The organism is Pseudoalteromonas sp. GABNS16E, assembly GCF_028598715.1.
In the GTDB taxonomy this organism is placed as follows: Bacteria; Pseudomonadota; Gammaproteobacteria; order Enterobacterales; family Alteromonadaceae; genus Pseudoalteromonas; species Pseudoalteromonas atlantica.
Genome location: NZ_JAQREZ010000010.1, coordinates 76,930 through 100,315, shown reverse-complemented (window position 1 = coordinate 100,315; position 23,386 = coordinate 76,930). Strand labels below are relative to the sequence as shown.

Sequence of the window (23,386 nt, the reverse complement as noted above, 5' to 3'; positions counted from 1 at the left end):
ATGCACGTTATTACGATACCCGTGACTGCTTTTTCTCAAAATTGCAGAATAATTAGCTGTATAGAAACAAAGCAAGCTGTGGTGATAGACCCAGGTGGTGATGCACAAAAAATTATAGCCACGCTTAGTGAGCACAAATTAGTACTGAGCGCTATTTGGCTTACACACGGGCATTTAGACCACGTAGGTGCGGCCGATGAATTACGCTCACACTACAATGTGCAAATTATTGGCCCGCAAAAAGATGAGTCATTTTGGTTTGATAACCTGCCTATGCAAGCACAAATGTTTGGTTTTTCAGCTATTGATGCTTTTTACCCTGACATTTGGCTTAATCATAATGATGTATTAACGCTTGGCAAACTTAGCTTTAGTGTTAAGCATTGCCCTGGGCACACACCGGGTCATATTGTGTTTTATGAGCCTGATCAGCAATGCGTTATTGTTGGCGATGTTATTTTTAAAGGTGCTGTAGGGCGTACAGATTTCCCTAAAGGCAATACAGAGCAGCTCATTGAGTCTATTAAAAGCCATATTTTAACACTTGATGACAACACGCGTATTTTAGCTGGCCATGGTGAAGATACCACTGTAGGCCACGAAAAACGCACTAATCCATTTGTAAGTGGCCAATTTGGTTAATTAAAATCCATGAAAATGCAAAATTATTGCAGACGGAATTTTAAATTGGCTGTATAATTTAACCAGTTTATTAGATAAATAAGAAATAAAATGTCTCTAAATCACGTAGATCGCCAAATTTTGGCACTTTTACAACAGGACGCAAGTCTTTCAACTGCTGAAATTGCAGACAAAGTAGGCTTATCTCAATCACCTTGTTGGCGACGCATTGCAAAGCTTGAACAAGATGGCTATATCAAAAGTAAAGTTGCGCTTTTAGATGAGAAAAAGCTTGGTTTTGACATGCTTGTATACGCACATGTGCGCTTATCAAATCATGGCAAGAAAAACTTAGCTGAATTTGAAAAGCTAATTATGAGCTATGACGAAGTGACAGAATGTTACACAATGGCCGGCACCATGGACTTTATGCTGCGTATAATCTCACAAGGTATAGAAGGCTATGAGCACTTTGTACGTGACAATTTACTCAGCTTAGAATACGTTCAAGAGGTACACTCTAACGTAACCATGACATGTGTAAAACGCAGTACATCTCTTCCTCTATAAAATAAACGACACAAAGTTAAGCTATACTAAGAAAGCTAATAACGGTGTGTGCGAATTGTTAAATGAGCGCTAATTTGGTAACATTTAGCGCTTTTTCGATCCTAACCTAATAACCCCCTGAGGAACTCAATGTTTAACTTACTCAGCAAAGCGCCTAGCTCTGCTAAAAACGATATTTTATCTGGCTTAACTGTAGCACTTGCTTTAGTTCCAGAAGCTGTTGCGTTTGCTTTTGTAGCAAATGTCGAACCTTTAGTTGGTCTCTATGCCGCGTTTATCGTTGGTTTAATTACGGCTATTTTTGGTGGCCGCCCTGGTATGATTTCGGGCGCAACCGGTGCATTAGCTGTTGTAATGGTAAGTTTGGTACTTGATCACGGTGTTGAGTATTTATTTGCCACGGTGTTGCTGATGGGAATACTGCAAATACTCGCGGGAATATTTAAGCTCGGTAAGTTTATTCGCATGGTCCCTCATCCTGTTATGCTCGGCTTTGTAAATGGATTAGCGATAGTAATATTTTTAGCGCAACTTGGGCAGTTTAAAGTGCCAGATGGCGCAGGCGGCCAGCAATGGATGACGGGCAACCCGCTTTACATCATGTTAGGTTTAGTTGCATTAACTATGGCTATCATTCACTTTTTACCTAAGCTCACCACTGCAGTGCCTTCTTCTTTAGTGGCTATTGTAACGGTAACGGCGTTAGTAATAGGCCTTGATTTAGACTCGCGCACTGTACTTGATTTCCTAAAAGGGATGACAGGTAATGAAGCGGCTACCATTGCTGGCGGCTTACCTGAATTTCACATTCCTATGGTTCCATTTACCCTGGAAACTTTTTATATAATTTTTCCGTATGCATTAATTTTAGCGGCTATTGGTTTAATTGAGTCGTTATTAACGCTTAGCTTGATTGATGAAATTACCGAAACCCGTGGCCACTCAAATAAAGAGTGTATTGGCCAAGGTGCTGCTAATGTAACCTGTGGCTTTTTTGGCGCAATGGGTGGCTGTGCCATGATTGGGCAATCAATGATCAACATTAATTCGGGCGGGCGCTCGCGCTTGTCGGGTATAAGTGCTGCACTAATGCTGCTTGCATTTATTATATTTGCTTCAAGTTTAATTGAAATGATCCCACTGGCTGCGCTTGTAGGTGTTATGTTTATGGTTGTACTTGGTACGTTTGAATGGGCAAGCTTTAAAATGATGAAGCGTGTACCACTGTCTGATGCCTTTGTAATTGTATTGGTATCTGGCGTAACCGTAGTAACCGATTTAGCGATTGCCGTGTGTGTTGGTGTTATTGTTTCTGCCTTGGTATTTGCTTGGAATCATGCAAAACATATCTACACAACTAATTACATTGATGCGCAAGGTGCTAAAGTTTACGAGCTTCACGGTCCGTTATTTTTTGGCTCAGTTAAAAACTTTTCTGAGTTATTCGATGTTAAAAACGACCCTAAAGATGTAATTATTGAATTTGAACACAGCCGTGTTGCGGATCACAGTGCCATAGAAGCCATCGACAGCTTAGCTGATAAGTACACTAAAGCAGGTAAACAGCTTCACTTACGTCATTTAAGTAAAGACTGTAAGCAGCTGTTACACAAAGCGCGTGACTTAGTTGAGGTGAACGTAATTGAAGACCCAACTTATAAAGTAGCCTCTGATAAACTTGCCTAGTATATAAGGTGGCTTTGCCCATACTAGCTGATTGAATCGGCATTTTAAAAGCGAAAGGTTAAAGCCTTTCGCTTTTTTATTGGCTTAACTTTGCGGTAAGGCTCTTAAAAATTAAGACAGTTGGTACTGCTAACACTTTGTAATAATCGATATAATATCCAAACCAGTGGTTAAATTAGCTAACGTAATTTTAACTTATTGGCTAACTTATACGGAGTTGTATTTTATTTTGAATTGGCAATCTTTAGTTGATAACAGGCAACGCTTTTTTTGGCTATTGCAAATTGCAGGCTGGATTGGTTATGCGCTTGTAAATTATATCGGCTCTAAAGTATTTGAAATGCGTGATATTTACGTGTTCGTTATATTATTAAATGCCTATGCGGGCTGTTTAATGACAGTCCCACTTCGTTATATTTATAGAAAAACCTGGAATGCATCGCCGTGGATATTAATGGTGGTTGTATTTGGTGCCTCGTACATTACAGGTACATTGTGGGCAATTGTACAAAAATTTAATTTATGGGAAATATACCGCCATGGTTATCGCCCAGAAGATTGGTTTTATTATTTACAGCATGGCTTAGACTCTGTTTATATAATTTTATGTTGGAGTGGCTTATACTTTGGCATAAAGTATTATCAGCTATTACAAAGTGAGCGACAAAAAGCGCTTAAAGCAACTACAATGGCCCATGAAGCGCAATTAAAAATGCTCAGATATCAACTTAACCCGCATTTTTTATTTAATACGCTCAATGCTATTTCTACATTAGTTTTGGTAAAAGAAAACAAAGATGCTAACTTAATGGTGGCAAGGTTAAGCGACTTTTTGCGTTATACACTAAATACCGATCCCATTAAAAAAGTGCCTTTAGAGCAAGAGCTACACGCATTAATGCTGTATTTAGAAATAGAGCGGGTTAGATTTGATGAGCGCTTAAAAGTAAATGTAGATGTAAGCGAGCAAGCAAAAGAGGCACTTGTGCCAAGCTTAATTTTGCAACCGATAATTGAGAACGCAATTAAATACGCCATTGCGCATATGTCACAAGGCGGTGTGATAGACATAAAAGCACAGGTTTTTGCCAACGAGCTACTACTTGAAGTAGGTGATAATGGCCCCGGTACCGAACTAATAGACGGACAACTTGTAAATGCACAAGGGGTAGGGGTGGCAAATACCAAAGACAGATTAAAAACGCTCTATGAAAATAATTATTCGTTTGTATTATCACATAATACGCCAAGTGGATTGAAAGTTAATCTGCGAGTACCGTTTGAGAAGGCTGTGAAGAAATGACTAAAATTAAAACCATCATTGTTGATGATGAACCATTAGCAAGAAAGGGCTTAGCAGTAAGACTTGAAGAATATACTGATATAGAAGTAGTTAAACTGTGTAGTTCAGGCTCTGATGCAATAGAAGCATGTAAAGAGCACCCAATAGACTTAGTTTTTTTAGATATACAAATGCCAGGAATGAATGGCTTTGAAGTTGCCCGTGCCTTAAGCGAAAGCACTAAAGCGTTACCCGCGATTGTGTTTGTTACTGCATTTGATCAATTTGCAGTAAAGGCATTTGAAATTCATGCTTTGGATTACATTTTAAAACCCGTTGACGATAACAGACTAAAACAGGCGGTAGAAAAAGTGCATAGTTACTTAAAAACACAGCAAGACAACGCCCATAAGAAAAAACTAGCGAGTTTTGTTGCCGGTATTACAGGTAATAACTGTGAAGAAATACTTAAAAAATTAGCCACAGGCGATACCCTAACCGACAAACGTTACCCAGAATCACTGGCGGTAAAAGAGCAGGGTGAAATTATTCGTGTCCCGGTTGCGACAATTCAGTGGGTTGATGCCGCCGGCGATTATATGTGTTTACATTGCCAAGATGGGCAAACACATATTTTGCGCAAAACAATGAAAGAGCTTGAGCAAGAGCTCGACCCTCATTTGTTTGTGCGCGTTCACCGCAGTGCAATTGTAAATACAAAACAAATAAGCAAGCTGGTTACACAAGTAAGCGGTGAGTATTTATTAGTGCTTGAAAACGGACAAGAGCTTAAAGTAAGCCGAAGCTACCGCGATAAAGTAAAAGCAGCGCTAGCCAGCTAGTTTGATATTTTACAGGCATAAAAAATGCGAGCTTAGCTCGCATTTTTTATATAAGGCAGAAATTACGCTACAGTTACAATTTTCATTGTGTTCGTTGCGCCCACAGTTTCCATTGAGTCACCGTGAGTAATAATTACTGTATCGCCAGAGTGTAATGAACCTTGTGCTACAAGGGTATCAAGTGCGGCTTTAACCATTCCGTCTTTTTCAGTTTTTGTAGAATCAAAAAACACAGGGTAAACACCACGATAAAGCGCTGTTTGGCCTAGCGTACTTGCATGACGTGAAAGCGAGTAAATAGGTAAACCAGAGCTGATACGCGACATAAGTTTAGCGGTGCTACCTGACTCAGTTAAGGTAACAATGGCTTTAACCGAATCTAAGTGATTAGCAGCGTACATAGCTGAAAGCGCGATAGATTCTGCATTGTTAGAAAAACGGCTGTCTAAACGGTGCTTAGATACGTGGGTTTCTTTTTGCGATTCTGCACCTAAACAAACACGTGCCATTGTAGCGACTGTTTCTTCAGGGTAATCACCGGCAGCGGTTTCTGCTGAAAGCATAACAGCATCAGTACCATCAAGTACCGCATTTGCCACATCCATAACTTCTGCGCGTGTTGGCATTGGGTTATCGATCATCGATTCCATCATTTGTGTTGCAGTTACAACAGTACGGTTTAATGAACGAGCGCGACGAATAATGAGTTTTTGTTTACCCATTAGCGCAGCATCACCAATTTCAACACCTAAATCGCCACGAGCAACCATTACAGCGTCTGATGCTAAAACTATGTCATCTACGGCTTCTTGTGTTTCTACTGCTTCTGCACGTTCAATTTTTGCAAGTAGTTGTGCTTTAGAGCCTGCAGCTTCTGCTAAAGAGCGTACATAACGCATATCATCGCCACTGCGTGGGAATGATACTGCAATGTAATCAACATCTATTTCAGAGGCAGTGATTAAATCTTCTTTGTCTTTTTCTGTAAACGCAGGGGCTGTTAAACCACCGCCTAAACGGTTAATGCCTTTATTATTTGATAATACACCACCTACCGTAACCGAGCAGTGCACTAAGTGGCCTTCTACTTGCTCAACGGTTAGTTGAATAAGGCCATCGTTTAATAGTAATAAATCGCCAGGGCTCACATCTTGTGGTAATTCTTTGTAATCAATACCTACCGCGTTTACGTCGCCTTCACCTTTTTCCATTTTTGCATCTAGGGTGAATTTAGCGCCTACTTCAAGGTTTACTTTACCTTCTTTAAACGTTGAAACACGAATTTTAGGGCCTTGAAGGTCTGCAAGGATAGCAACATGTTTACCTAATTTTGTGGCTATCTCGCGTACAGCTTGTGCACGGTCTTTATGATCTTGTGCAACACCATGTGAGAAGTTTAAACGTACTACATTAGCGCCAGCGCGAATAATTTTTTCTAGATTGTTATCTCGATCTGTTGCAGGCCCAAGTGTAGCGACTATTTTTGTGCGTCTTAGCATCAAATTCTCCTGTGTGCTTAGATGTGTAAGCAGGTTGACGGTTATTTTGTGACTTCAAAATACTTATAACTTATGTATAAACATTTTTAGTTATAGGCAAACTAGTTAGTATTGCCACTATTTTATACAAAACGAATATGTCATCATTATGACACCGGTGTCAAAATCCGTCAATGATCTTAAATTCAAAATACGCAGAGTATTTGTAACCGCACAGCCCTCATATTTGATACAATTGCAGTGCTTTTTAATAGCGTAATAAAAAAGCATGCTGTATTAGCTCAACGTTCGCATTTTATGACGGTATGAGTATAATGCACGCGGTATTATTTAATGAATTACTTAGTTTACTAACCAAATAGTTGTTACCGAGGAGGACACTAAATGCAAGTTGCATTAGTCGGGTTAGGCGTTATGGGCAAAAATATTGCCTTAAACATGATTGAAAAAGGCATAACGTTAGTCGCATATGATAAAAACCCACATGCGGGTGAAGAGTTATTAAGTTGTGCTAAATCGCAAGGCATGGCCGATAGACTTCATATTGTTTCTGATTTAGGAGACATGGTAAGGCGTTTAGAAGCACCTCGCTCTATTTTATTATTAGTGCCTGCAGGCGAACTGGTTGATGCTGTGTGTAATGAGCTTGTTGAAGCTGGCGTACAGTGTAACGATATGATTGTAGATTGTGGTAACAGTAACTACAAAGACGGCATTAATCGTAAACTTAAGTATCAAAACAAATTTGAATTTGCCACCATGGGTATTTCTGGCGGTGCCGAAGGCGCTCGTCATGGTCCTGCAATGATGGCAAGTGGCTCAGAAGGCGGTTGGGAGCGAATCGAACCGTGGTTTGAAAAAGTAGCCGCTAGCTACAATGGCGAGTCGTGTTTTGCACGCGTTGGTCAATCGGCCAGTGGCCATTTTGTAAAAATGGTTCACAACGGCATTGAATACGCAATTATGCAGCTTATTGCTGAAGTGTATCAACTACTTCGTATTGGTACAGGTCGCTCACCAAAAGAAGTGGCTGAAATTTTTGATGACTGGTCTACCGGTCACTTAAATAGCTACTTACTTGCTATTTCTAGCCATATTTTATCTCTTGAAAACACCAAGCAAGAGCCGCTAGTTGATTTAATTGATAATAAAGTAGGCGCAAAAGGCACAGGCCTGTGGACTGCGCAAAATGCACTTGAGCTAGGTATTGCTGTTCCTTCACTGGTTGCTGCGGTGCAAGCTCGCCACTTAACCAATGTATGTGACACTACCGCTGCACAAGAAATGACATATGCCGCTAAAGCTACAAGCAAGGTTGATATTGACCTTGAAGAGCTAAAAGATGCCTTTACATTGGCGAGCTTATTAGCGTATCGCCAAGGTTTAGCGTTAATTAAAGGGGCATCTCGTACCCATCAGTGGAAAGTAGACTTGTCTAAAACACTGCAAACATGGCGTGCCGGTTGTATTATTCGTGCTGACTACCTAGATAGCGTAGCGCAAGGCGTTGAATACATTGATACGCTTGAAAATGAATCTAATGCGCTTCGCAAAGTAACTGGGCAAGCTGTGATGACTGGCTTAGCGTTCCCTGTACTTGCATCAACACAAACGTATTTAGCAACATTAACCACACCAAGTAATGGGCATTTAGTACAAGCTCAGCGTGATTACTTTGGTGAGCATGGTATTAAAACTCACTCAGGTGAAGTGTGCCACTTAACTGACTTAGTGGGTATAGACGCGAAAGTAAGATAATTAACGCGTTTATAAATTAATAAAGGCACGCTATTTAGCGTGCCTTTTGCGTTTTGGTAACTAAATTAGCGGCTTAATTCACCGCGTAAATTGTCTTGCATTAAATGGCGAATCGTTTCAATTTCTAGGTTTTGGCTAAACAAATAATGCAGCTTTGTTAAACACGCCTCTAGTGTCATATCGTAGCCACTTATTACACCAATATTTAATAACGCGTTACCCGTAGCATAGCCGCCCATATTTACATGGCCTTTTAAACACTGCGTTAAATTAACAATAACCATGCCGCGTTTACTTGCCTCACTTAGCACGTCTAAAAAGTCGGGGTCTTGTGGGGCATTACCTACGCCAAAGCTAAGCAATACCAGTGCTTTTATATTGTCATTCACCAAACTTTTAACCACGTCTTTACTAATGCCTGGGTATAAATAAAGTACACCAATTGGCTGAGGTGTAATGGTGGTTACCTGTAGTTCGTTTTCTACATAAGGGCTTAGCTGACCTTTAATTAGCTGAATATTAATTCCAGATAACGCTAAAGGCTCTAGGTTTGGAGATGCAAAAGCATTAAAACCATCGGCATGTGCTTTCGTGGCTCGGTTACCTCTAAATAATTGGTTATTAAAAAATAAGCTCACTTCAGCAATAGGGTAATTAGCCGCTAAAAACATGGCGTTTAATAAGTTAACTTGGCCGTCAGAGCGTAATTGCGATAAAGGAATTTGTGAGCCAGTAACAATAACGGGTTTAGTTAAGTTTTCGAACATGAACGACAGGGCAGAGGCTGTGTAAGCCATTGTATCAGTGCCATGAAGTACCACAAAACCATCGTAATCGTGGTATTTGCTTTTAATGTCATCAGCTATTAGTTGCCAATGCGCTGGCGACATATCTGATGAATCGATTAATGGGCAGTACTCGTGAATATCAAAAAGGGGCATTTCTTCACGGTTAAATTCTGCGTTATTGACCACTGTTTCTGTTAAAAAACCTTCAGCCGGAATGTAGCCACGGCTCGATTTTTTCATACCTATGGTACCGCCAGTGTATGCGATATAAATGCGTTTACGTTTCATAAAAAAGCCCAGTAAAAAAACTGGGCTTAGTATAACGTTAAGTTGTTTTAAATACAGCTGCTTGAGTAAATACGTGCACTTTTATTGTGCAACGCTACACTCTAAACAACGTGCGTATACACCTTGCGGATCGTTATAATCTTTTAGATCAGCTACTTCACTACTTAGGCGCTTTATCACCGTGTTAATATTAGCTTGAGTGGCTAAAACAGAGGCTGTATTTGTATTTAAGCCAAGCATAGATTTAACGGATGCACTGCCAAAAATATCTTGCAGCATTTTTTCTTGCGGGCTTAGGTCTTGCTTAATTGTTTTCACTTCGTAGTGATTAAGTTTTGCAAGTGCCGCTGCGGCATCAATCGCATCTTGTTTATCACCAAGCTTATCAACTAGGCCAAGCTCTTGTGCTTGTGAAGCAATCCACACACGCCCTTGCGCAATTTTATCAACTTGCTCTGGTGTCATATTGCGCGCATCAGCAACCACATCTATAAAGCGGCTATAAGCTTCTTCAACACTCATTTGAATAACTTGCGCCATTTTTTCATTAAGCGGGCGAGTAATAGAAAATCCAGCCATTTCTGACGTTGCAACACCATCTGAGTACACACCAATTTCAGATAAAGTATCTTCAAAAGTCATAAATGTACCAAACACACCAATAGAGCCGGTGATAGTACTTGGTGCTGCCCAAATTTCGTTAGCTGCTGAGGCAATCCAATAACCGCCAGATGCAGCAACTGAGCTCATTGATGCGATTACAGGTTTGCCTGCGGCTTTAAGTGCTAATACTTCAGCACGAATAACCTCAGAAGCAAACATACTGCCGCCACCTGAATCAATACGTAAAACAACCGCTTTTACTTTATCATCAAGGCGTGCTTTGCGAAGTAATGCTGCGGTAGAATCGCCGCCAATTTCACCTGCTTTGCGCTCACCATCAACAATCGTACCTTTAGCAACAACTACAGCAACTTTTTCTGTAATTGGGTTATCAAATTCGATAGGGGGCTTAACTAAGCTTAAATATTCACGAAAAGACATTTGCTTAAATGTTTTACCGTCTTCTTGTGCGCCAACTAAATCAATGAGTTGTTGGCGAATTTGCTGAGTTGTTTTAAGCGAGTCGACCCATTGATGGTCAAGTGCATATTTACCTGCATCGCCATTTGCCGCCTTCATTTTAGCAAGGTAAGCATCCATGGTTTCGTCAAAGTTAGATTCATCAAAAGGGCGTACCGCAGCAACATCTTGCTTATATTCGCTCCATAATGCACCAAGCCAAACGCGGTTTGCTTCTTTAGCAGCATCAGACATATCGTTACGAATAAACGGCTCTACCGCCGACTTAAACGTACCAACACGGAAAATATGCTGCGTTATTTTAAGTTTTTCTAGTGCTTCTTTAAAGTAAAGTGGATACATTCCATAGCCTTCAATGGCTACCGAACCATAAGGATGCATTGCAATTTCATCGGCATGCGATGCAATATAATATTGCGATTGAGTGTAATAGTAGCCCGATGCAATCACTTTTTTACCCGCTTGCTTAAAGGCATCTAACGATTTAGTAATACGCTTTAGCTTATTTAGGTGGGCTTTCGGCATTTCTTGCAAATCTAGTAAGATAACGCTGATGCGCTCGTCATTAGTGGCTTCATCAATCACTTTGACTACATCATCAAGTAAAATTTCACTAGGTGCTTCTGAATTAGACGTAGCATCGTTAATAGCTGCTTCGACAGGGTCTATATATGTTTTCTCTTCAACAATAGGCCCATTAAGATTAAGCCTAAGTACAGAGCCATCTTCTATTATTATTGTATCGTCATCGCTTGATAGCGACATAAAAAATACAACAACCAGTAATAAAAACAAAATGTTGAGTATTAAACGACGAGAAAAGTTTATTCCAGCCCAAATACCTCTAAATACCTTTGCTATCAAAATAGCTCCTTAATTTGGTACAGCTAATACATTAGTTCCATCTTAGCCTAGAATAAAAATAATTTTAACTGCTAAATCGTAACGAAGTGTTTATGAGGTAACATAAATATACGTTTTTAATCGTATTTTTAATTAAATGCAGGCACATATTGCTTATTACTTGCCATTAAAGCAGAATTAGCTAATGTATACAGGTTAGACCAGTTAACGGGGCACAGGATGTTAGAACAACAATTACAATTAAAACACACACAATTACGAAACCGCTTGGTAATGGGCTCAATGCATACAGGCCTTGAAGAGGGCTGGCACAACCGCAAAAGGTTAAGTGCTTTTTACGAGGCGCGTGCTAAAGGCGGCACGGCCATGATCATTACCGGGGGCTACAGCCCTAACTTGCGCGGTAAATTAACGCCTATTTCTTCATCATTTAACAGCTATTATGATGTATTTAAACACCGTGCATACACAGGCGCCGTTCATAAACATGGCGGAAAAATATGTTTGCAGCTTTTACATGCTGGTCGATACGCTTATCATCCGTTTAACCAAGCCCCGAGCGCTATTCAAGCGCCTATAAATCCATACAAACCTAAACAAATGTCGTTAGGCTCGATTAAAAAAACCATTAAAGACTTTGCGCACTCTGCCTATATGGCAGAAAAAGCAGGTTACGATGGTGTTGAAGTAATGGGCTCTGAAGGTTACTTAATTAATGAATTTATGGCGCCACACACCAATAAACGCGATGACGAATTTGGTGGCAGCCTAGAAAATAGAATGCGATTAGCGCTTGAAATAGTTAAAGCCGTTAGGGCTAAAGTATCAGATACGTTTTTAATTATTTTTAGATTATCTGTCATGGACCTAATCCCGAATGGCTCAACCCCTGATGAAGTCACTATTCAGGCAAAAGCACTTGAGCAGGCCGGTGTTGATATTTTTAATACTGGCATTGGGTGGCATGAAGCACGCGTGCCAACAATCGCCAGTATGGTGCCTCCTGGAGCATTTAAAGAGGCTTCAAAACGATTAAAGTCAGTGGTGAATGTACCTGTTATAGCTGTAAACCGTATTAACACGCCGGATATAGCCAACCAAATCCTTAACGATAATGAAGCCGATTTAATTTCAATGGCGCGCCCTTTATTGGCCGATCCTGAGTTTTTTAACAAATATCAAAATCAGCAAACTAAACAAATAAATATTTGTATTGGCTGTAACCAAGGCTGTTTAGACCACGTATTTAAAAATAAACGTGCAACCTGTTTAGTTAATCCACAAGCCGCCTTTGAACTTGATTACCCGTTAGATAAAGCTTCTAACGCTAAAAATGTATTAGTTGTTGGCGCGGGCCCTGCTGGGCTCTCGGCAAGTTGTTATTTGGCTGAAAAAGGGCACACAGTAACGCTTATCGATCAAAAAACACAAATGGGCGGCCAATTTAATCTAGCTATGCAAATTCCAGGTAAAGAAGACTTTAACCATACGCTTAGCTACTTTACTAATGAACTTGAAAGGCTCAACGTAAATGTAGAGCTTGGTAAAGCCTACGATGATGCAATGTTACAAAAATACGATGACATCGTATTTGCCACAGGTGTACGCCCGCGTGAAGCTGCAATTGAATGCGCAGACTCTAAGCGTGTATTTGCTTATGATGAAGTTATACACGGTGAGGTCGAGCTGGGCAAATCAATAGCCATTTTAGGTGCCGGCGGTATTGGCTTTGATATGGTTGCTTTTTTAAGTGAGCATAAATCGCAATCTATTCCTGAGTTTAAAAAGCAGTGGGGTATTGAGTGCGAGGCAGAGCCGCACAAAGATGAGCGACAATTATACATGCTAAAACGCAGTGCAGGGCGCTTTGGTAGCGGGCTTGGAAAAACCACAGGCTGGATACATCGTCAAGTTGCTAAGCAACATGGTGTTAAACAAATTGCTGATTGCCAGTACCACAGTTTTGATAAAAATGGCCTTACAGTTACTGTTGCCGGAGAAAAACAAGTACTGCCGGTTGATACGGTTATTGCGTGTATAGGGCAGGTTTCTAATAATGAAGTGCTTGAGCAACACCGGGAAAATGCAAAGGTACATGTTATTGGTGGCGCTAAATTAGCAGCAGCAATTGATGCAAAGCGTGCAATTTTTGAAGCGCTTCAAGTGGCCAGAGCCATTTAACAGTGTTAATAAAATGAAATAATTTACAGTGCCCTCAGGTCTTGTGTGTATAGAGTCCATAACTTAAAACACTGACAAAGCAGGCCACACATGAGTAAATTATTTCGTTTGTATAATAAAATCATGGGTAATCTATCGTATGCCGACGGATTACCCGCGTTACTTTTTCGCTTAATTTTAGCCCCCGTAATGATTATTGCGGGCTTTAATAAATTAGCCCTAAGTGGAGAAACCGACGGCTTTTTTAGCTATTTTCTTGCTGATGCAAGCGTTGTGCAATGGTTTGGCAATAGTGAATGGGGTTTAGGTTTACCATTTCCAGACTTACTTGCCTTTTTAGCATGCTGGAGTGAATTTTTAGGTGGGTGGTTTTTACTCTTTGGGCTATTTACCCGCTTAGTAAGCATTCCGCTGATGTTTACAATGGTTGTGGCAGCAACAACAGTACATTGGCATAATGGTTGGTTTGCTATAGCGCCATCAAACCCTACAACCAGTTCAGCTCAAGTACTTGATTGGTTATCAATTCCAGGGGCTAAAGAAAGCCTTGAAAACTCACTAGAAGTACAAGAACGTATAGGTAAAATTAGGGGTATAGTTGAAGAGCACGGATTTACTGATTACTTATATGAAAAAGGTAAACCTTCCATAATAAATAACGGTATTGAATTTTCTGCTATTTATTTTGCCATGTTACTTAGCTTGTTTTTTGTAGGTGGCGGTCGCTATGTTAGTGTTGATTATTGGCTCAGGCGTGCAGTAGTAAAAGAGTAGCAAAAAAATTGGTTTAAAAAGGGCGTATAAATATTTTTTATACGCCCTTTTTGTTTGTAACGTGTGTTAAACGCATCGCGCCTATCTCGGATTTATACAGTGGTATATGAATATTGTTTACGCAGTAATGGCGCTTTAAGACGAGAGAATAAGTAGGGTTTTAATAAAATTGATAATTAAGCAGGGTTTATTTTTTAAAGGCATAAATGGTACTCTAACGTTTTGAATTATGAGAGTACGCTATGGATGCTATTGAGCTTTTACTAACCCGCCAATCTGACCCTAAATTAACCGCCCCAGGGCCAAATTCAGAGCAGCTCGATATAATAAAGCAAGCTGCGTTACGGGTGCCTGATCACGGATGTATTGCGCCTTGGCAGTTTATTGTCGTTCAAGGTGATGCCCGCCATAAATTAGGTGAGATATACCATCAAAGCGCCGTTGCTGAGCAGCAAGAAGAAAAAGTGATTAAACGCGCAAAAGAGCTTGTGCTGCGCGCACCGATGATCATTATTGCTATTGCTAAGTATCAAGCCCATCCAAAAGTGCCGCGTATTGAGCAAGTACAAAGCGCCGGTTGCAGTGTACTTGCCATGCAACAAGCCGCATTTGCACAAGGTTTAGGTGGTGTATGGCGTACAGGGTATTTTGCACAAAGCACAGCAGTCAAAAATGCCCTTAATTTAGACGAGCAAGATGAAATTGTTGGGTATTTATATTTAGGCACCCCAGAGATTGAGTGCAAAAAGGCAGCTAAGCATAAACCAGATGATTACTTCACTTATTTATAATAAATAATGAACTATTGCACTTCTGCGCAGTCATATAGCATTAAGGTTGCTGCTGTTAGGCTCGCCCTTTTTTGATTTAGCTGTGAGAAGTGCACGGAAGCAATATAGGTTAACTTTTTCTTCTTCAGTTTGTTTTTTAATCGGTTGTTTTTTGTTAAAGTATGGAAAGTCTTAATAAAAATAACGATAAAGAAGACGAAAACGATGGGAAATTTATTTTTACAAGAAAAAGAGAATTGGCTGGCATGGTCAATTTGGGGAATAGTGGGTGCTTTTATTACACTTTATGTGGCAATGAGCACGAATACTGCACATTTTATAGCTGGCTCTGCTATGGGAATGCTTGTTTTATTAACCTGGTGGATGCAGCAGTCTAAAAGGTTTGATTTTGGTCGGGCCTTTAAAATTTGTTTTTATGTGTTATTGCTTAGTGTATTACCTGCATTTTTATTTGTGGTTGTACCAAGTGATGATTTAAACCGTTTTGATTTAATATTTCAAAGCGTTACATTTTTAGCACTTAGTTTATTACTGTGCTTAATTTGTTCGTGGATTGCACGCAGACCAAAGCAATATTATTAATAGGGTAACGCGCAACCTAGGTTTTTAGCTATTTGTGGTGATTTTTTGAACCAAATGCTGTTTTTAGCTAATTATTTACATTTAGGTCTTTACAAGTTGCCCAATACCCCCTATTATTCGCGCCGTACGGAGAGATGGCAGAGTGGTCGAATGCACCGGTCTTGAAAACCGGCATAGGTTTGTAGCCTATCTAGGGTTCAAATCCCTATCTCTCCACCATTATTTAAAAAAAACCGCCTTATGGGCGGTTTTTTGCTTTGTGGAGTTTAATAAATGTCAAAAGAAGCAAACCTTACAACATCGCAACGCTTAGTAAAGCATGTACTACTGTGGATTGTATTTGGCTACTGCTATCAAAGCGCGATTAATTTATTAATAAAAATGGCAGCAGATGCACAACCAGACGCAACGCTTATCACCGCCTTTGTGTATGGTATTGGCTTTAACGTATTAACTGCGCATCTTATTACTAAATACGATACGCATTGGCCTGTTATTGGCGCAGCTTTTATTGCTTTAGTTGGTTTAGTATTAGTGCCATTGGTGCTGTTTGGCAGTGGCGGTTTACTAGCGTGGCCATTGCTTGTTGGATTTTTATTCAGTTTACCCCTTTGTAGCTACATAGTTGGCAAAATTAAGGTAAAACACAGTAAAAACTAGCCCCAAACCGGTTTTATTTTATGTTAGCATGTACGCGTCTTTTAACTAACAAAACGTGAAAAACACATTATGTCAGATAATTTTACTACAGATGCTGAAAAAGCAAGTTACGGTATTGGCTTACAAATGGGTGAGCAACTTAAGTCTAACCCTTTTGAAGGCTTAAACCTAAATTCAGTATTTGAAGGCATGAAAGATGCGTACGCTGGTAGCGCTTTTCAAGTTGAGATCCCTGAGATCCAAGCTGCATTTGAAAAAATTAACGAAGAGATCCAAGCGCGTCGTGAAGAAGAAGCAAAAGTACTTTCTGCTGAAGGTATTGCATTCTTAGAAGAAAACGCTAAGCGTCCTGAAATCACTGTTACCGAGTCTGGTTTACAATACGAAGTACTAGCAACAGGCGAAGGCGAAAAGCCAACTGCTGAGTCTACAGTACGTGTTGATTACCACGGTACATTAATTAACGGTACAGTATTTGATAGCTCTTACGAGCGCGGTCAACCAGCTGAATTCCCAGTAGGTGGCGTGATCAAAGGTTGGACTGAAGCTTTACAAATGATGCCAGTAGGCACTAAATGGCGTATTTACGTTCCTCATGAGCTTGCTTATGGTGAACGTGGCGCAGGTGCTGCAATTGCACCTTTCTCAACGCTTGTATTTGACGTTGAGCTACACGAAATCCTTTCTTAATTCAGTTATTAAGTCAGTATTTAAAAAGCCGTGGTCTTGACCGCGGCTTTTTTGTGTCTTGTGGTTTTATACCAAGCTTTAAAAACGTTAATAATTTAGGCCAATCCGCATAATTAAGTGAGTTATTTTGGGGGAAAGATAAACTTGCTACCTGCGCTACAAACGCTATTACAACAAGTAAATAACCCAGTTAATTAAATGAGTAGGCATAAAAAAACCGCATATAAAATGCGGTTTTAAAAGTAACTGAATAAATGCCAAAGCGTTATTAAAAATAACCTCTAATACCAAAGCGGAAGTTTCTACCTGGTAGTGGGGCTTTATCTTTTATAAACGAGCTGTGAACAAAGCCAAGTTCGTCTGTAATGTTATCTACATTTAAGTATAGCTGCGTATCTATAGCGCCTAAACTTAACTGATAATTAGCTTGAGCATCAACAATTGTGTAGCCATCGGTTTTAGTTTCATAGGCGCTAATATTATCTTGCTCAAAGTAGTGCGTACCTGTGAGTGTTAGTTGTAAATCGCCTACATTGTATTGTAATTCAGATCCTAATTTATTTGCTGGTATGCGCGGCAAGTTACCTTCGTCGTCTTTTAGCTTAGCGCGTGTTGAATCACCAAATACTTTAACCATGGCATTAGGGTCAATTTGATAGTGTACATCAAATTCTACACCGTAGAGTTCAGCATCTTTGCTGGCAAATTGATATACGGCAACCGCATCATCGTGAGCGCCAATTGCAGACTCTAAACCATCTTCTTCGTCGTAAACTAATCCAGTGTTTTGTTGATAATAAAAGTTTTTAATATCGTTATAGAAAAAGTTAACTGTGTAACCAAAGTCACCGCTAAAACGTCTAAAGCTAAAATCTAAATTGGTCGATTTTTCTTGTTTAATGTCTTCTGGCTCAAAGTGAACCTCGTTATCTTCAATATGATAGCCAAGGCCTAGCTCGTAAGTACCTGTAGCAATGTGTAATCCGTTTGATAAAAGCTCAGCAGAAAGGGGCGCACGCTCAGAGTGAGATAAGCTAAGTGCTACGCTTTGCCCTGGTGTGTATTGCCAAATAGCACCGGCAGAGGCGCTTACATTAGTAAAGCTTTCGCTGTATGCAATGCTTTCTTCTTCGCCTTCGTCATGATCTTCTTCTTCATCGTGATCATGTGCGTGCTCGCTGTCGGTAATTGTGCTTGTTATTTCGTAATCTTCAATACGCGCACCAAGCTCTAGCGTAACATCACCAAATTCACGTTCTTCAAGTAGATATAACGCATGTGTAGTGGTTACACTTGCAGGGGTAAATGCTTCTTCGCCAATTGCGTCGTAATCCGATTCACTATAATGATAGCCCATCATACCGTGCCACTGCGCTAACTTGTGCTCTACATTTAAGCGTGCTTCGGTTGTTTCATTTTTAAAGGTGGTGCCAATTTCACCGTCTTCAATTTCACTGTGTTTGTAATCAGTGTAGCCAACACGAAGATTAATATTTTCAATCCAGTTGTTATCGAGCGCATAGCTTATAAGGCCTTGCCAACGATCTTGCTCTAGATGTGCATAAACAGACTCTTCTTCCTCTTCATCTGCGTGCTCATCGTGTTCTTCTTCGGTTTCACCTTCATGGTCATGATCATGATGCTCATGCCCAGGAATACCGTAATCGGTTTCAATGCTACCGTAAGAAAAGCCAACCGTTAAATGATCGCCCACATAACTCGTACCCACATTAAATGTGTCGCTATCAATAAAAGTGTTTTCTACAGAGTTATGAGTTTCAACATCACCATCTTCATCTGTAATGTTAAATGTAGGCGTTTCATAGTCATCGCCGCTGCGTTTAGTCCCATCAAAATGAAAGTTAAATCCGTCATTTCCTGTTTCTAGTTTTGCAGCCACGGTATTTGAGTTAGAAACCGTGTCATGGCTGTATTCAGCAGCACCGGTTAAATCATCTAAATTGCTCGTTGGAATACGGTTATCAACCACATTTACCACACCACCTATTGCTCCTGAGCCATAAAGTAGGGTGCTTGGTCCGCGCAATACTTCAATTTGTTCCGCTGCTAAGCTGTCGCTTGAGGTTGCATGGTCGGGGCCAATGCGCGATGCATCGCTGGCATCTAAACCGTTTTGGGTAATTTTAACGCGAGGGCCATCTAAACCACGGATAATAGGGCTTGATGACACCGGACCAAAGTAACTGGCGTTAACACCTGGTAAGCCCTTTAGTGTTTCGCCAAGGGTCGCTTTTGATTTGTTTTTAAGCTCATCACCTGATAAAACGCTCACCGGCGAAATCATTTCTAAGCTATTTTTATGCAGTGCAGAGGCATATACAACAACGGTTTCTACCGAGGTAGGGGTAAGCGATACCGTCACATTGTTTGAGTTTTCATTTACCGCAATACGCGAGTCTATAAAGTTGTCTTTACTTACATGCAATTGACTTTGAGAGTCTACATCAATAGAAAATTCGCCCTGTGCGTTGGTTTTTACACCTTGGTCTTTACCATGTACGTGTACAGCTGCGTTTTCAATAGGTTGGTTTTTATCGTCTGTTATTTTACCGGTAACGGTAGCAGCAAGTGCTGAATGAGAACATAAAACAGAAAAAACTGCAGAGGAAATTAATGTTAACTTTGTCATTATCTTAAAGGTTCGCGGTTACTATGTTGTGATATAATATAACACTGCGTTTTTGACTTATCAACAATGTTATACTATAGCTTAATGTTTTTCGATGAATAAACACGCAAATAAGATAAGCTGTTTAAGAGCGGCTATCAAGCATAATTATATTAAGCTTATGTTGTGCTCTAGTTTGGTTTTTTACATCGATAGGTTCTATCATTTCGCATTCATCACGTATCATTTCTGAGACCAGGCTTGGATAATGGCGGCAATCTTCTGGCCTATCTAGGTAAATGCTACAGGTATACATTGTTTTATGAGAGGGCTCTTTTTTGGGCGCTATTTCTAAAAAGGGGCAAGTGGAGAGTCGCAATTGCGTTTTTGGATCAAACCAAATTTCATCATCTTTAACATATTGATAAATCTCTGGGTTAAACAGTGCCCACATTTCAATTTCTTTTACGGTTGCACTTAAATCGCCCCCACCGTATTTAATACAGCATTTACCGCATTGGTTGCACTCTTTCATTTTTAGCCAGTATATTAGGTGTCCATTTGTTTTTCAGTGTATCACTGTAACTAACGTGGATTACTTTTTTATATATAATTTTAAAACCACACTTTTAATTCCAACCCGCTATCTATTATTAATGTATTATTACACCTAAATAATTAGCCGTTCTAATAAGATTAGGACGCCTCTAAATAGTTAGTTTAGTGACCAGTTAAGGATAGTTCCTGATGATGAACACCAAAGTATATAAAGCAGTACATGATTTAGCAGAGCAACTGATGGAAGCTGCAAATAGAAACGACCGTAAAAGGTTTGAATTATTATTTTCTCGGCTCAAAGCTATTTGTGAAGAAAACGAGAATACTTCAAAAGATCACCCTGTACAGTGGGAAACCTTAGCTGACTTTACCGAAGAACTTGAAGAGGCAATTACCACGTATGAAAAAGCGCTACAGAAGTCGGTTGCGATTAATAACAAAGATCATATGTCATCGGTTGCTTATTCAATGGCCACTCTACAAATAGAGCTTGGACAAAAAAATGAAGCGATTAAAAGCCTAAAAAATGCCAAGGTAAGCGCTAATAAAATTGAAGATAAAGCGCTTAAAGCTGAAATTCATGATTTACTTGAGTCAATCACTGAAGAAGAAGGTTAATTAAGCCTAGTTAGTCGCGATTTTAATGAGGTTTGGAATATGGATATATTAACCGCAATCGAGCAATGGATTGATGAGGTAAATCATAAATATAAATACAAACGGGTGTGCTGTACTCAATTTGCAGCACAGTTTGCAGGTTTTTACCCAACTGAATTTTTGGAAAATGCCTTTTATGTTGTAATCGATGAAATACCCAAGCCCGATTTTGCTGCTTTACGTGCCATGGGGCTGGGTGATTTTATTGATATGAAAGTAAGTGGCATAACTTATAAAAATACTTACTACTTGTTGCCGACAAGTGTTGATAACTTGCGCGTACATTTTCATGAATTAGTGCATGTATTGCAGTGGCAAAATCTTGGTGCTTTAGCCTTTATAGAGCGCTATATGAATGAAATTAAGCACTTTGGTTATCACAATGCACCGCTTGAAATTATGGCTTATTCGCTCGATACTCACTTTATAAGTTCAGGCGAGAAAATAAATGTGCCTGAGTATGTACTGGATGCATTATAAATTTTTTTACAAGAAACAGAATATGGCTAATGTATGGTTATATTTTAGTGTATTAGCGCCTTTTAGTGCGTTAGCAAATTCATTTGAAGAAGACATAACTGCTGCATTAATACAGCGAACAACACACCAAGTTACGTATGATGGGAGTTATCGTTCAATAAGTTACCCAGGTGGTGACGTGCCAAGTAATATTGGGGTGTGTACCGATGTGATTATTCGTGCTTATCGCCAGTTAGGTATAGATTTACAATAGTTAGTACACGAAGACATGCGTGACAATTTTACTCTATACCCCTCAAAGCGTATTTGGGGACTGACCAAACCCGATAAAAATATAGACCACCGCAGAGTGCCTAACTTACAAACCTACTTTAAAAGACAGGGTCGTGCGTTAGTATTATCTGATAGCCCTGAAGAGTATAAAACAGGTGATACAGTGACTTGGATGTTACCGGGTAACCTGCCACATATAGGGATGGTAGTTAATGAGCGTTCAGTACAAACTGGCAATCCATTAATTGTACATAACATTGGGCGTGGGGCAGAAAAAACCGATATGCTTTTTGATTATAAAATCACGGGGCACAACCGGTTTGAACCACAGTATTTGAATAAAACGCAGTAAATTTATTTTAAATTAATACTTATATTACCGTTTGGCTTACAGCAGCACAGCAGTATTTCTCCCTCGCGTACAAACGCTAAAGGCTCTTCGTTATAGTGCACTTGGCCAGAGACTAACGTGGCTCTGCACGCGCCACAATAGCCTTCGCGGCATTGATACGCTACGTCTATTTTTTGGTTTTCTAAGCAATGTAAAACAGAAGGGCAGCCAGTGCTAAATTCTATACACTGGCTGTTATCTGCAAGCGTTATACTTGCAGTGGGTTTGTCACTCATTATAAATCAAAGTCACCAAATTCTGAGGCATCTACTTGTGAGTCAATTTGACCTACAAGGTATGAGCTAATTTCAGCTTCTTGCGGTGCAACTTGCACGTTGTCAGACACAAGCCATGAGTTGATCCATGGAATCGGGTTACTGTTGTTTTCAAATTGCGCAGGCAGGCCAATGGCGGTCATACGTGCGTTGGTAATGTATTCAACATACTGACATAAAATGTGTTTGTTTAAACCAATCATAGAGCCATCTTTGAATAAGTACTCTGCCCATTCTTTTTCTTGCTCTGCGGCTTCAACAAACATTTTAATGGCTTCTTCACGGCACTGGGCAGCAACAATCGCCATTTCAGGGTCGTCTTTACCATCTTGCATAATGTTTAAAATATGCTGAGTACCCGACAGGTGAAGTGCTTCATCACGTGCTATTAGCTTGATGATTTTAGCGTTACCTTCCATTAATTCACGCTCAGCAAAGGCAAACGAACACGCAAAGCTGACATAAAAACGAATGGCTTCAAGAATATTTACCGACATCATGGCAAGGTAAAGTTTCTTTTTAAGATCAAATAAGCTAATCACAACGTTTTGACCGTTAATTTCGTGCTTGCCTTCGCCATACAGGTTATAAAGCGACACGCCATTGATTAAATCATCGTAGTAGGTGGTTACCGCATCAGCACGTTCGCTAATTTTTTCGTTACTAACTATGTCATCAAAAATAAGTTCTGGTGACTGTGTAACGTTACGAATAATGTGGGTGTAAGAGCGACTGTGAATAGTTTCACTAAATGCCCACGTTTCTATCCATGTTTCTAGCTCAGGAATAGACACAATAGGGAGTAGAGCAACGTTTGGCGAGCGGCCTTGTACACTATCAAGCAGCGTTTGATATTTTAAGTTACTTAAAAATATGTGCTTTTCGTGCTCTGGTAATGCTTGAAAGTCTAAACGGTCTTTACTTACGTCTACTTCTTCTGGACGCCAAAAAAACGAAAGTTGCTTTTCAATCAATTTTTCAAAAATAGGGTATTTTTGTTGATCGTAACGCGAAACGTTAACGGTTTGGCCAAAAAACATCGGCTCTTGCATTTGATCATTGTGGTTACGACTAAAAGTAGTATAAGACATGTCTATCACTCAAAAAACTATCACTAAAACTATCAGGACAAAGCGGGCAAAGAGCCCGCTTTAAGTTTAACTA

The 23,386-nt window shown here is 39.9% G+C and carries 21 protein-coding genes, 1 tRNA gene and 1 pseudogene; 16 read left to right on the top strand and 7 right to left on the bottom strand.

The genetic code is table 11. The annotated features are described in order from the left end of the window. The 5 genes from PSI06_RS06555 (at position 1) to PSI06_RS06535 (ending at position 5,001) form a co-directional block, all read left to right on the top strand. Complete coding sequence (locus PSI06_RS06555; protein WP_273603265.1) at positions 1-642, top strand: MBL fold metallo-hydrolase; 642 nt, start codon at positions 1-3, stop codon at positions 640-642. Positions 643-732: 90 nt separating this feature from the next. After that, positions 733-1,191, top strand: a complete 459-nt coding sequence (locus PSI06_RS06550) for an Lrp/AsnC family transcriptional regulator (protein ID WP_002960703.1) — start codon at positions 733-735, stop codon at positions 1,189-1,191. 129 nt (positions 1,192-1,320) lie between these two features. Beyond that, positions 1,321-2,877: a SulP family inorganic anion transporter gene (locus tag PSI06_RS06545; RefSeq protein WP_273603264.1), complete on the top strand. Its 1,557-nt coding sequence runs from the start codon at positions 1,321-1,323 to the stop codon at positions 2,875-2,877. A gap of 229 nt (positions 2,878-3,106) precedes the next feature. Further along, positions 3,107-4,180: a sensor histidine kinase gene (locus PSI06_RS06540; RefSeq protein WP_024034075.1), complete on the top strand. Its 1,074-nt coding sequence runs from the start codon at positions 3,107-3,109 to the stop codon at positions 4,178-4,180. Continuing rightward, positions 4,177-5,001 (top strand): LytR/AlgR family response regulator transcription factor, encoded by an 825-nt coding sequence (locus PSI06_RS06535; protein WP_004587846.1) that lies wholly within the window; start codon positions 4,177-4,179, stop codon positions 4,999-5,001. The genes PSI06_RS06540 and PSI06_RS06535 overlap by 4 nt, the downstream gene beginning before the upstream one ends. 62 nt (positions 5,002-5,063) lie before the next feature. Here the strand turns inward: PSI06_RS06535 and pyk are convergent, their stop codons facing one another. Beyond that, a complete protein-coding gene (gene pyk / locus PSI06_RS06530) occupies positions 5,064-6,500 on the bottom strand; it encodes a pyruvate kinase (RefSeq protein ID WP_273603263.1) in 1,437 nt (478 codons plus the stop codon). 384 nt (positions 6,501-6,884) lie between these two features. Here pyk and gndA point away from each other — a divergent pair, with 384 nt between their 5' ends. Continuing rightward, entirely contained in the window at positions 6,885-8,258 is a 1,374-nt protein-coding gene (gene gndA, locus PSI06_RS06525; RefSeq protein WP_273603262.1) for an NADP-dependent phosphogluconate dehydrogenase, read from the top strand. A gap of 65 nt (positions 8,259-8,323) precedes the next feature. On the opposite strand, the gene ansA is transcribed toward gndA, so the two are convergent. Both ansA and sppA read right to left on the bottom strand, forming a co-directional pair. Further along, positions 8,324-9,334 carry an asparaginase gene (gene ansA, locus PSI06_RS06520; protein WP_024034079.1) on the bottom strand — a complete coding sequence of 337 codons (1,011 nt, stop codon included), beginning with the start codon at positions 9,332-9,334 and terminating at the stop codon, positions 8,324-8,326. Positions 9,335-9,415: 81 nt separating this feature from the next. Next, positions 9,416-11,281 carry a signal peptide peptidase SppA gene (sppA, locus tag PSI06_RS06515; RefSeq protein ID WP_273603261.1) on the bottom strand — a complete coding sequence of 622 codons (1,866 nt, stop codon included), beginning with the start codon at positions 11,279-11,281 and terminating at the stop codon, positions 9,416-9,418. Between the two features lie 219 nt (positions 11,282-11,500). Here sppA and PSI06_RS06510 point away from each other — a divergent pair, with 219 nt between their 5' ends. The 7 genes from PSI06_RS06510 to PSI06_RS06480 all read left to right on the top strand — a co-directional run bounded on the left by PSI06_RS06510 (position 11,501) and on the right by PSI06_RS06480 (position 16,959). Next, positions 11,501-13,462 (top strand): oxidoreductase, encoded by a 1,962-nt coding sequence (locus PSI06_RS06510; protein ID WP_273603260.1) that lies wholly within the window; start codon positions 11,501-11,503, stop codon positions 13,460-13,462. 90 nt (positions 13,463-13,552) lie between these two features. Next, the gene (locus PSI06_RS06505) at positions 13,553-14,236 is read left to right on the top strand and encodes an HvfX family Cu-binding RiPP maturation protein (RefSeq protein ID WP_273603259.1); all 684 of its coding nucleotides are present in this window, start codon (positions 13,553-13,555) and stop codon (positions 14,234-14,236) included. 242 nt (positions 14,237-14,478) lie between these two features. Continuing rightward, positions 14,479-15,027: an NAD(P)H nitroreductase gene (locus PSI06_RS06500; RefSeq protein ID WP_273603257.1), complete on the top strand. Its 549-nt coding sequence runs from the start codon at positions 14,479-14,481 to the stop codon at positions 15,025-15,027. A gap of 204 nt (positions 15,028-15,231) precedes the next feature. Next, positions 15,232-15,609, top strand: a complete 378-nt coding sequence (locus tag PSI06_RS06495; RefSeq protein WP_024034084.1) for a hypothetical protein — start codon at positions 15,232-15,234, stop codon at positions 15,607-15,609. A 128-nt stretch (positions 15,610-15,737) separates the two neighbouring features. Then, positions 15,738-15,828, top strand: a tRNA-Ser gene (locus PSI06_RS06490). A 54-nt stretch (positions 15,829-15,882) separates the two neighbouring features. Next, complete coding sequence (locus PSI06_RS06485) at positions 15,883-16,269, top strand: hypothetical protein (RefSeq protein ID WP_029772511.1); 387 nt, start codon at positions 15,883-15,885, stop codon at positions 16,267-16,269. A 69-nt stretch (positions 16,270-16,338) separates the two neighbouring features. After that, the gene (locus PSI06_RS06480; protein WP_004587856.1) at positions 16,339-16,959 is read left to right on the top strand and encodes an FKBP-type peptidyl-prolyl cis-trans isomerase; all 621 of its coding nucleotides are present in this window, start codon (positions 16,339-16,341) and stop codon (positions 16,957-16,959) included. Positions 16,960-17,227: 268 nt separating this feature from the next. Here the strand turns inward: PSI06_RS06480 and PSI06_RS06475 are convergent, their stop codons facing one another. Together PSI06_RS06475 and PSI06_RS06470 are read right to left on the bottom strand one after the other, a co-directional pair. Beyond that, complete coding sequence (locus PSI06_RS06475; RefSeq protein WP_273603256.1) at positions 17,228-19,609, bottom strand: TonB-dependent receptor; 2,382 nt, start codon at positions 19,607-19,609, stop codon at positions 17,228-17,230. Positions 19,610-19,733: 124 nt separating this feature from the next. Further along, complete coding sequence (locus PSI06_RS06470) at positions 19,734-20,123, bottom strand: YkgJ family cysteine cluster protein (RefSeq protein ID WP_273603255.1); 390 nt, start codon at positions 20,121-20,123, stop codon at positions 19,734-19,736. 212 nt (positions 20,124-20,335) lie between these two features. On the opposite strand from PSI06_RS06470, the gene PSI06_RS06465 reads away from it, so the two are divergent. The 3 genes and pseudogenes from PSI06_RS06465 to PSI06_RS06455 all read left to right on the top strand — a co-directional run bounded on the left by PSI06_RS06465 (position 20,336) and on the right by PSI06_RS06455 (position 21,908). Then, the gene (locus PSI06_RS06465) at positions 20,336-20,764 is read left to right on the top strand and encodes a tetratricopeptide repeat protein (protein ID WP_273603254.1); all 429 of its coding nucleotides are present in this window, start codon (positions 20,336-20,338) and stop codon (positions 20,762-20,764) included. Positions 20,765-20,803: 39 nt separating this feature from the next. Then, the gene (locus PSI06_RS06460) at positions 20,804-21,283 is read left to right on the top strand and encodes a hypothetical protein (RefSeq protein WP_273603253.1); all 480 of its coding nucleotides are present in this window, start codon (positions 20,804-20,806) and stop codon (positions 21,281-21,283) included. Between the two features lie 22 nt (positions 21,284-21,305). Beyond that, positions 21,306-21,908: pseudogene (locus PSI06_RS06455) on the top strand (DUF1287 domain-containing protein). A 2-nt stretch (positions 21,909-21,910) separates the two neighbouring features. Here PSI06_RS06455 and yfaE read toward each other — a convergent pair. Continuing rightward, the gene (gene yfaE / locus PSI06_RS06450) at positions 21,911-22,183 is read right to left on the bottom strand and encodes a class I ribonucleotide reductase maintenance protein YfaE (protein ID WP_004587862.1); all 273 of its coding nucleotides are present in this window, start codon (positions 22,181-22,183) and stop codon (positions 21,911-21,913) included. After that, positions 22,183-23,313: a class Ia ribonucleoside-diphosphate reductase subunit beta gene (nrdB, locus tag PSI06_RS06445; RefSeq protein WP_273603252.1), complete on the bottom strand. Its 1,131-nt coding sequence runs from the start codon at positions 23,311-23,313 to the stop codon at positions 22,183-22,185. The genes yfaE and nrdB overlap by 1 nt, the downstream gene beginning before the upstream one ends. Between the last annotated feature and the right edge of the window lie 73 nt (positions 23,314-23,386).

Bases quoted from the DNA above. Each gene is read 5' to 3' on its own strand.
- PSI06_RS06555 (WP_273603265.1), top strand. From the start codon at position 1: ATGCACGTTATTACGATACCCGTGACTGCTTTTTCTCAAAATTGCAGA.
- PSI06_RS06550 (WP_002960703.1), top strand. From the start codon at position 733: ATGTCTCTAAATCACGTAGATCGCCAAATTTTGGCACTTTTACAACAG.
- PSI06_RS06545 (WP_273603264.1), top strand. From the start codon at position 1,321: ATGTTTAACTTACTCAGCAAAGCGCCTAGCTCTGCTAAAAACGATATT.
- PSI06_RS06535 (WP_004587846.1), top strand. From the start codon at position 4,177: ATGACTAAAATTAAAACCATCATTGTTGATGATGAACCATTAGCAAGA.
- pyk (WP_273603263.1), bottom strand. From the start codon at position 6,500: ATGCTAAGACGCACAAAAATAGTCGCTACACTTGGGCCTGCAACAGAT.
- gndA (WP_273603262.1), top strand. From the start codon at position 6,885: ATGCAAGTTGCATTAGTCGGGTTAGGCGTTATGGGCAAAAATATTGCC.
- ansA (WP_024034079.1), bottom strand. From the start codon at position 9,334: ATGAAACGTAAACGCATTTATATCGCATACACTGGCGGTACCATAGGT.
- PSI06_RS06510 (WP_273603260.1), top strand. From the start codon at position 11,501: ATGTTAGAACAACAATTACAATTAAAACACACACAATTACGAAACCGC.
- PSI06_RS06505 (WP_273603259.1), top strand. From the start codon at position 13,553: ATGAGTAAATTATTTCGTTTGTATAATAAAATCATGGGTAATCTATCG.
- PSI06_RS06500 (WP_273603257.1), top strand. From the start codon at position 14,479: ATGGATGCTATTGAGCTTTTACTAACCCGCCAATCTGACCCTAAATTA.
- PSI06_RS06495 (WP_024034084.1), top strand. From the start codon at position 15,232: ATGGGAAATTTATTTTTACAAGAAAAAGAGAATTGGCTGGCATGGTCA.
- PSI06_RS06485 (WP_029772511.1), top strand. From the start codon at position 15,883: ATGTCAAAAGAAGCAAACCTTACAACATCGCAACGCTTAGTAAAGCAT.
- PSI06_RS06480 (WP_004587856.1), top strand. From the start codon at position 16,339: ATGTCAGATAATTTTACTACAGATGCTGAAAAAGCAAGTTACGGTATT.
- PSI06_RS06475 (WP_273603256.1), bottom strand. From the start codon at position 19,609: ATGACAAAGTTAACATTAATTTCCTCTGCAGTTTTTTCTGTTTTATGT.
- PSI06_RS06470 (WP_273603255.1), bottom strand. From the start codon at position 20,123: ATGAAAGAGTGCAACCAATGCGGTAAATGCTGTATTAAATACGGTGGG.
- PSI06_RS06465 (WP_273603254.1), top strand. From the start codon at position 20,336: ATGATGAACACCAAAGTATATAAAGCAGTACATGATTTAGCAGAGCAA.
- PSI06_RS06460 (WP_273603253.1), top strand. From the start codon at position 20,804: ATGGATATATTAACCGCAATCGAGCAATGGATTGATGAGGTAAATCAT.
- yfaE (WP_004587862.1), bottom strand. From the start codon at position 22,183: ATGAGTGACAAACCCACTGCAAGTATAACGCTTGCAGATAACAGCCAG.
- nrdB (WP_273603252.1), bottom strand. From the start codon at position 23,313: ATGTCTTATACTACTTTTAGTCGTAACCACAATGATCAAATGCAAGAG.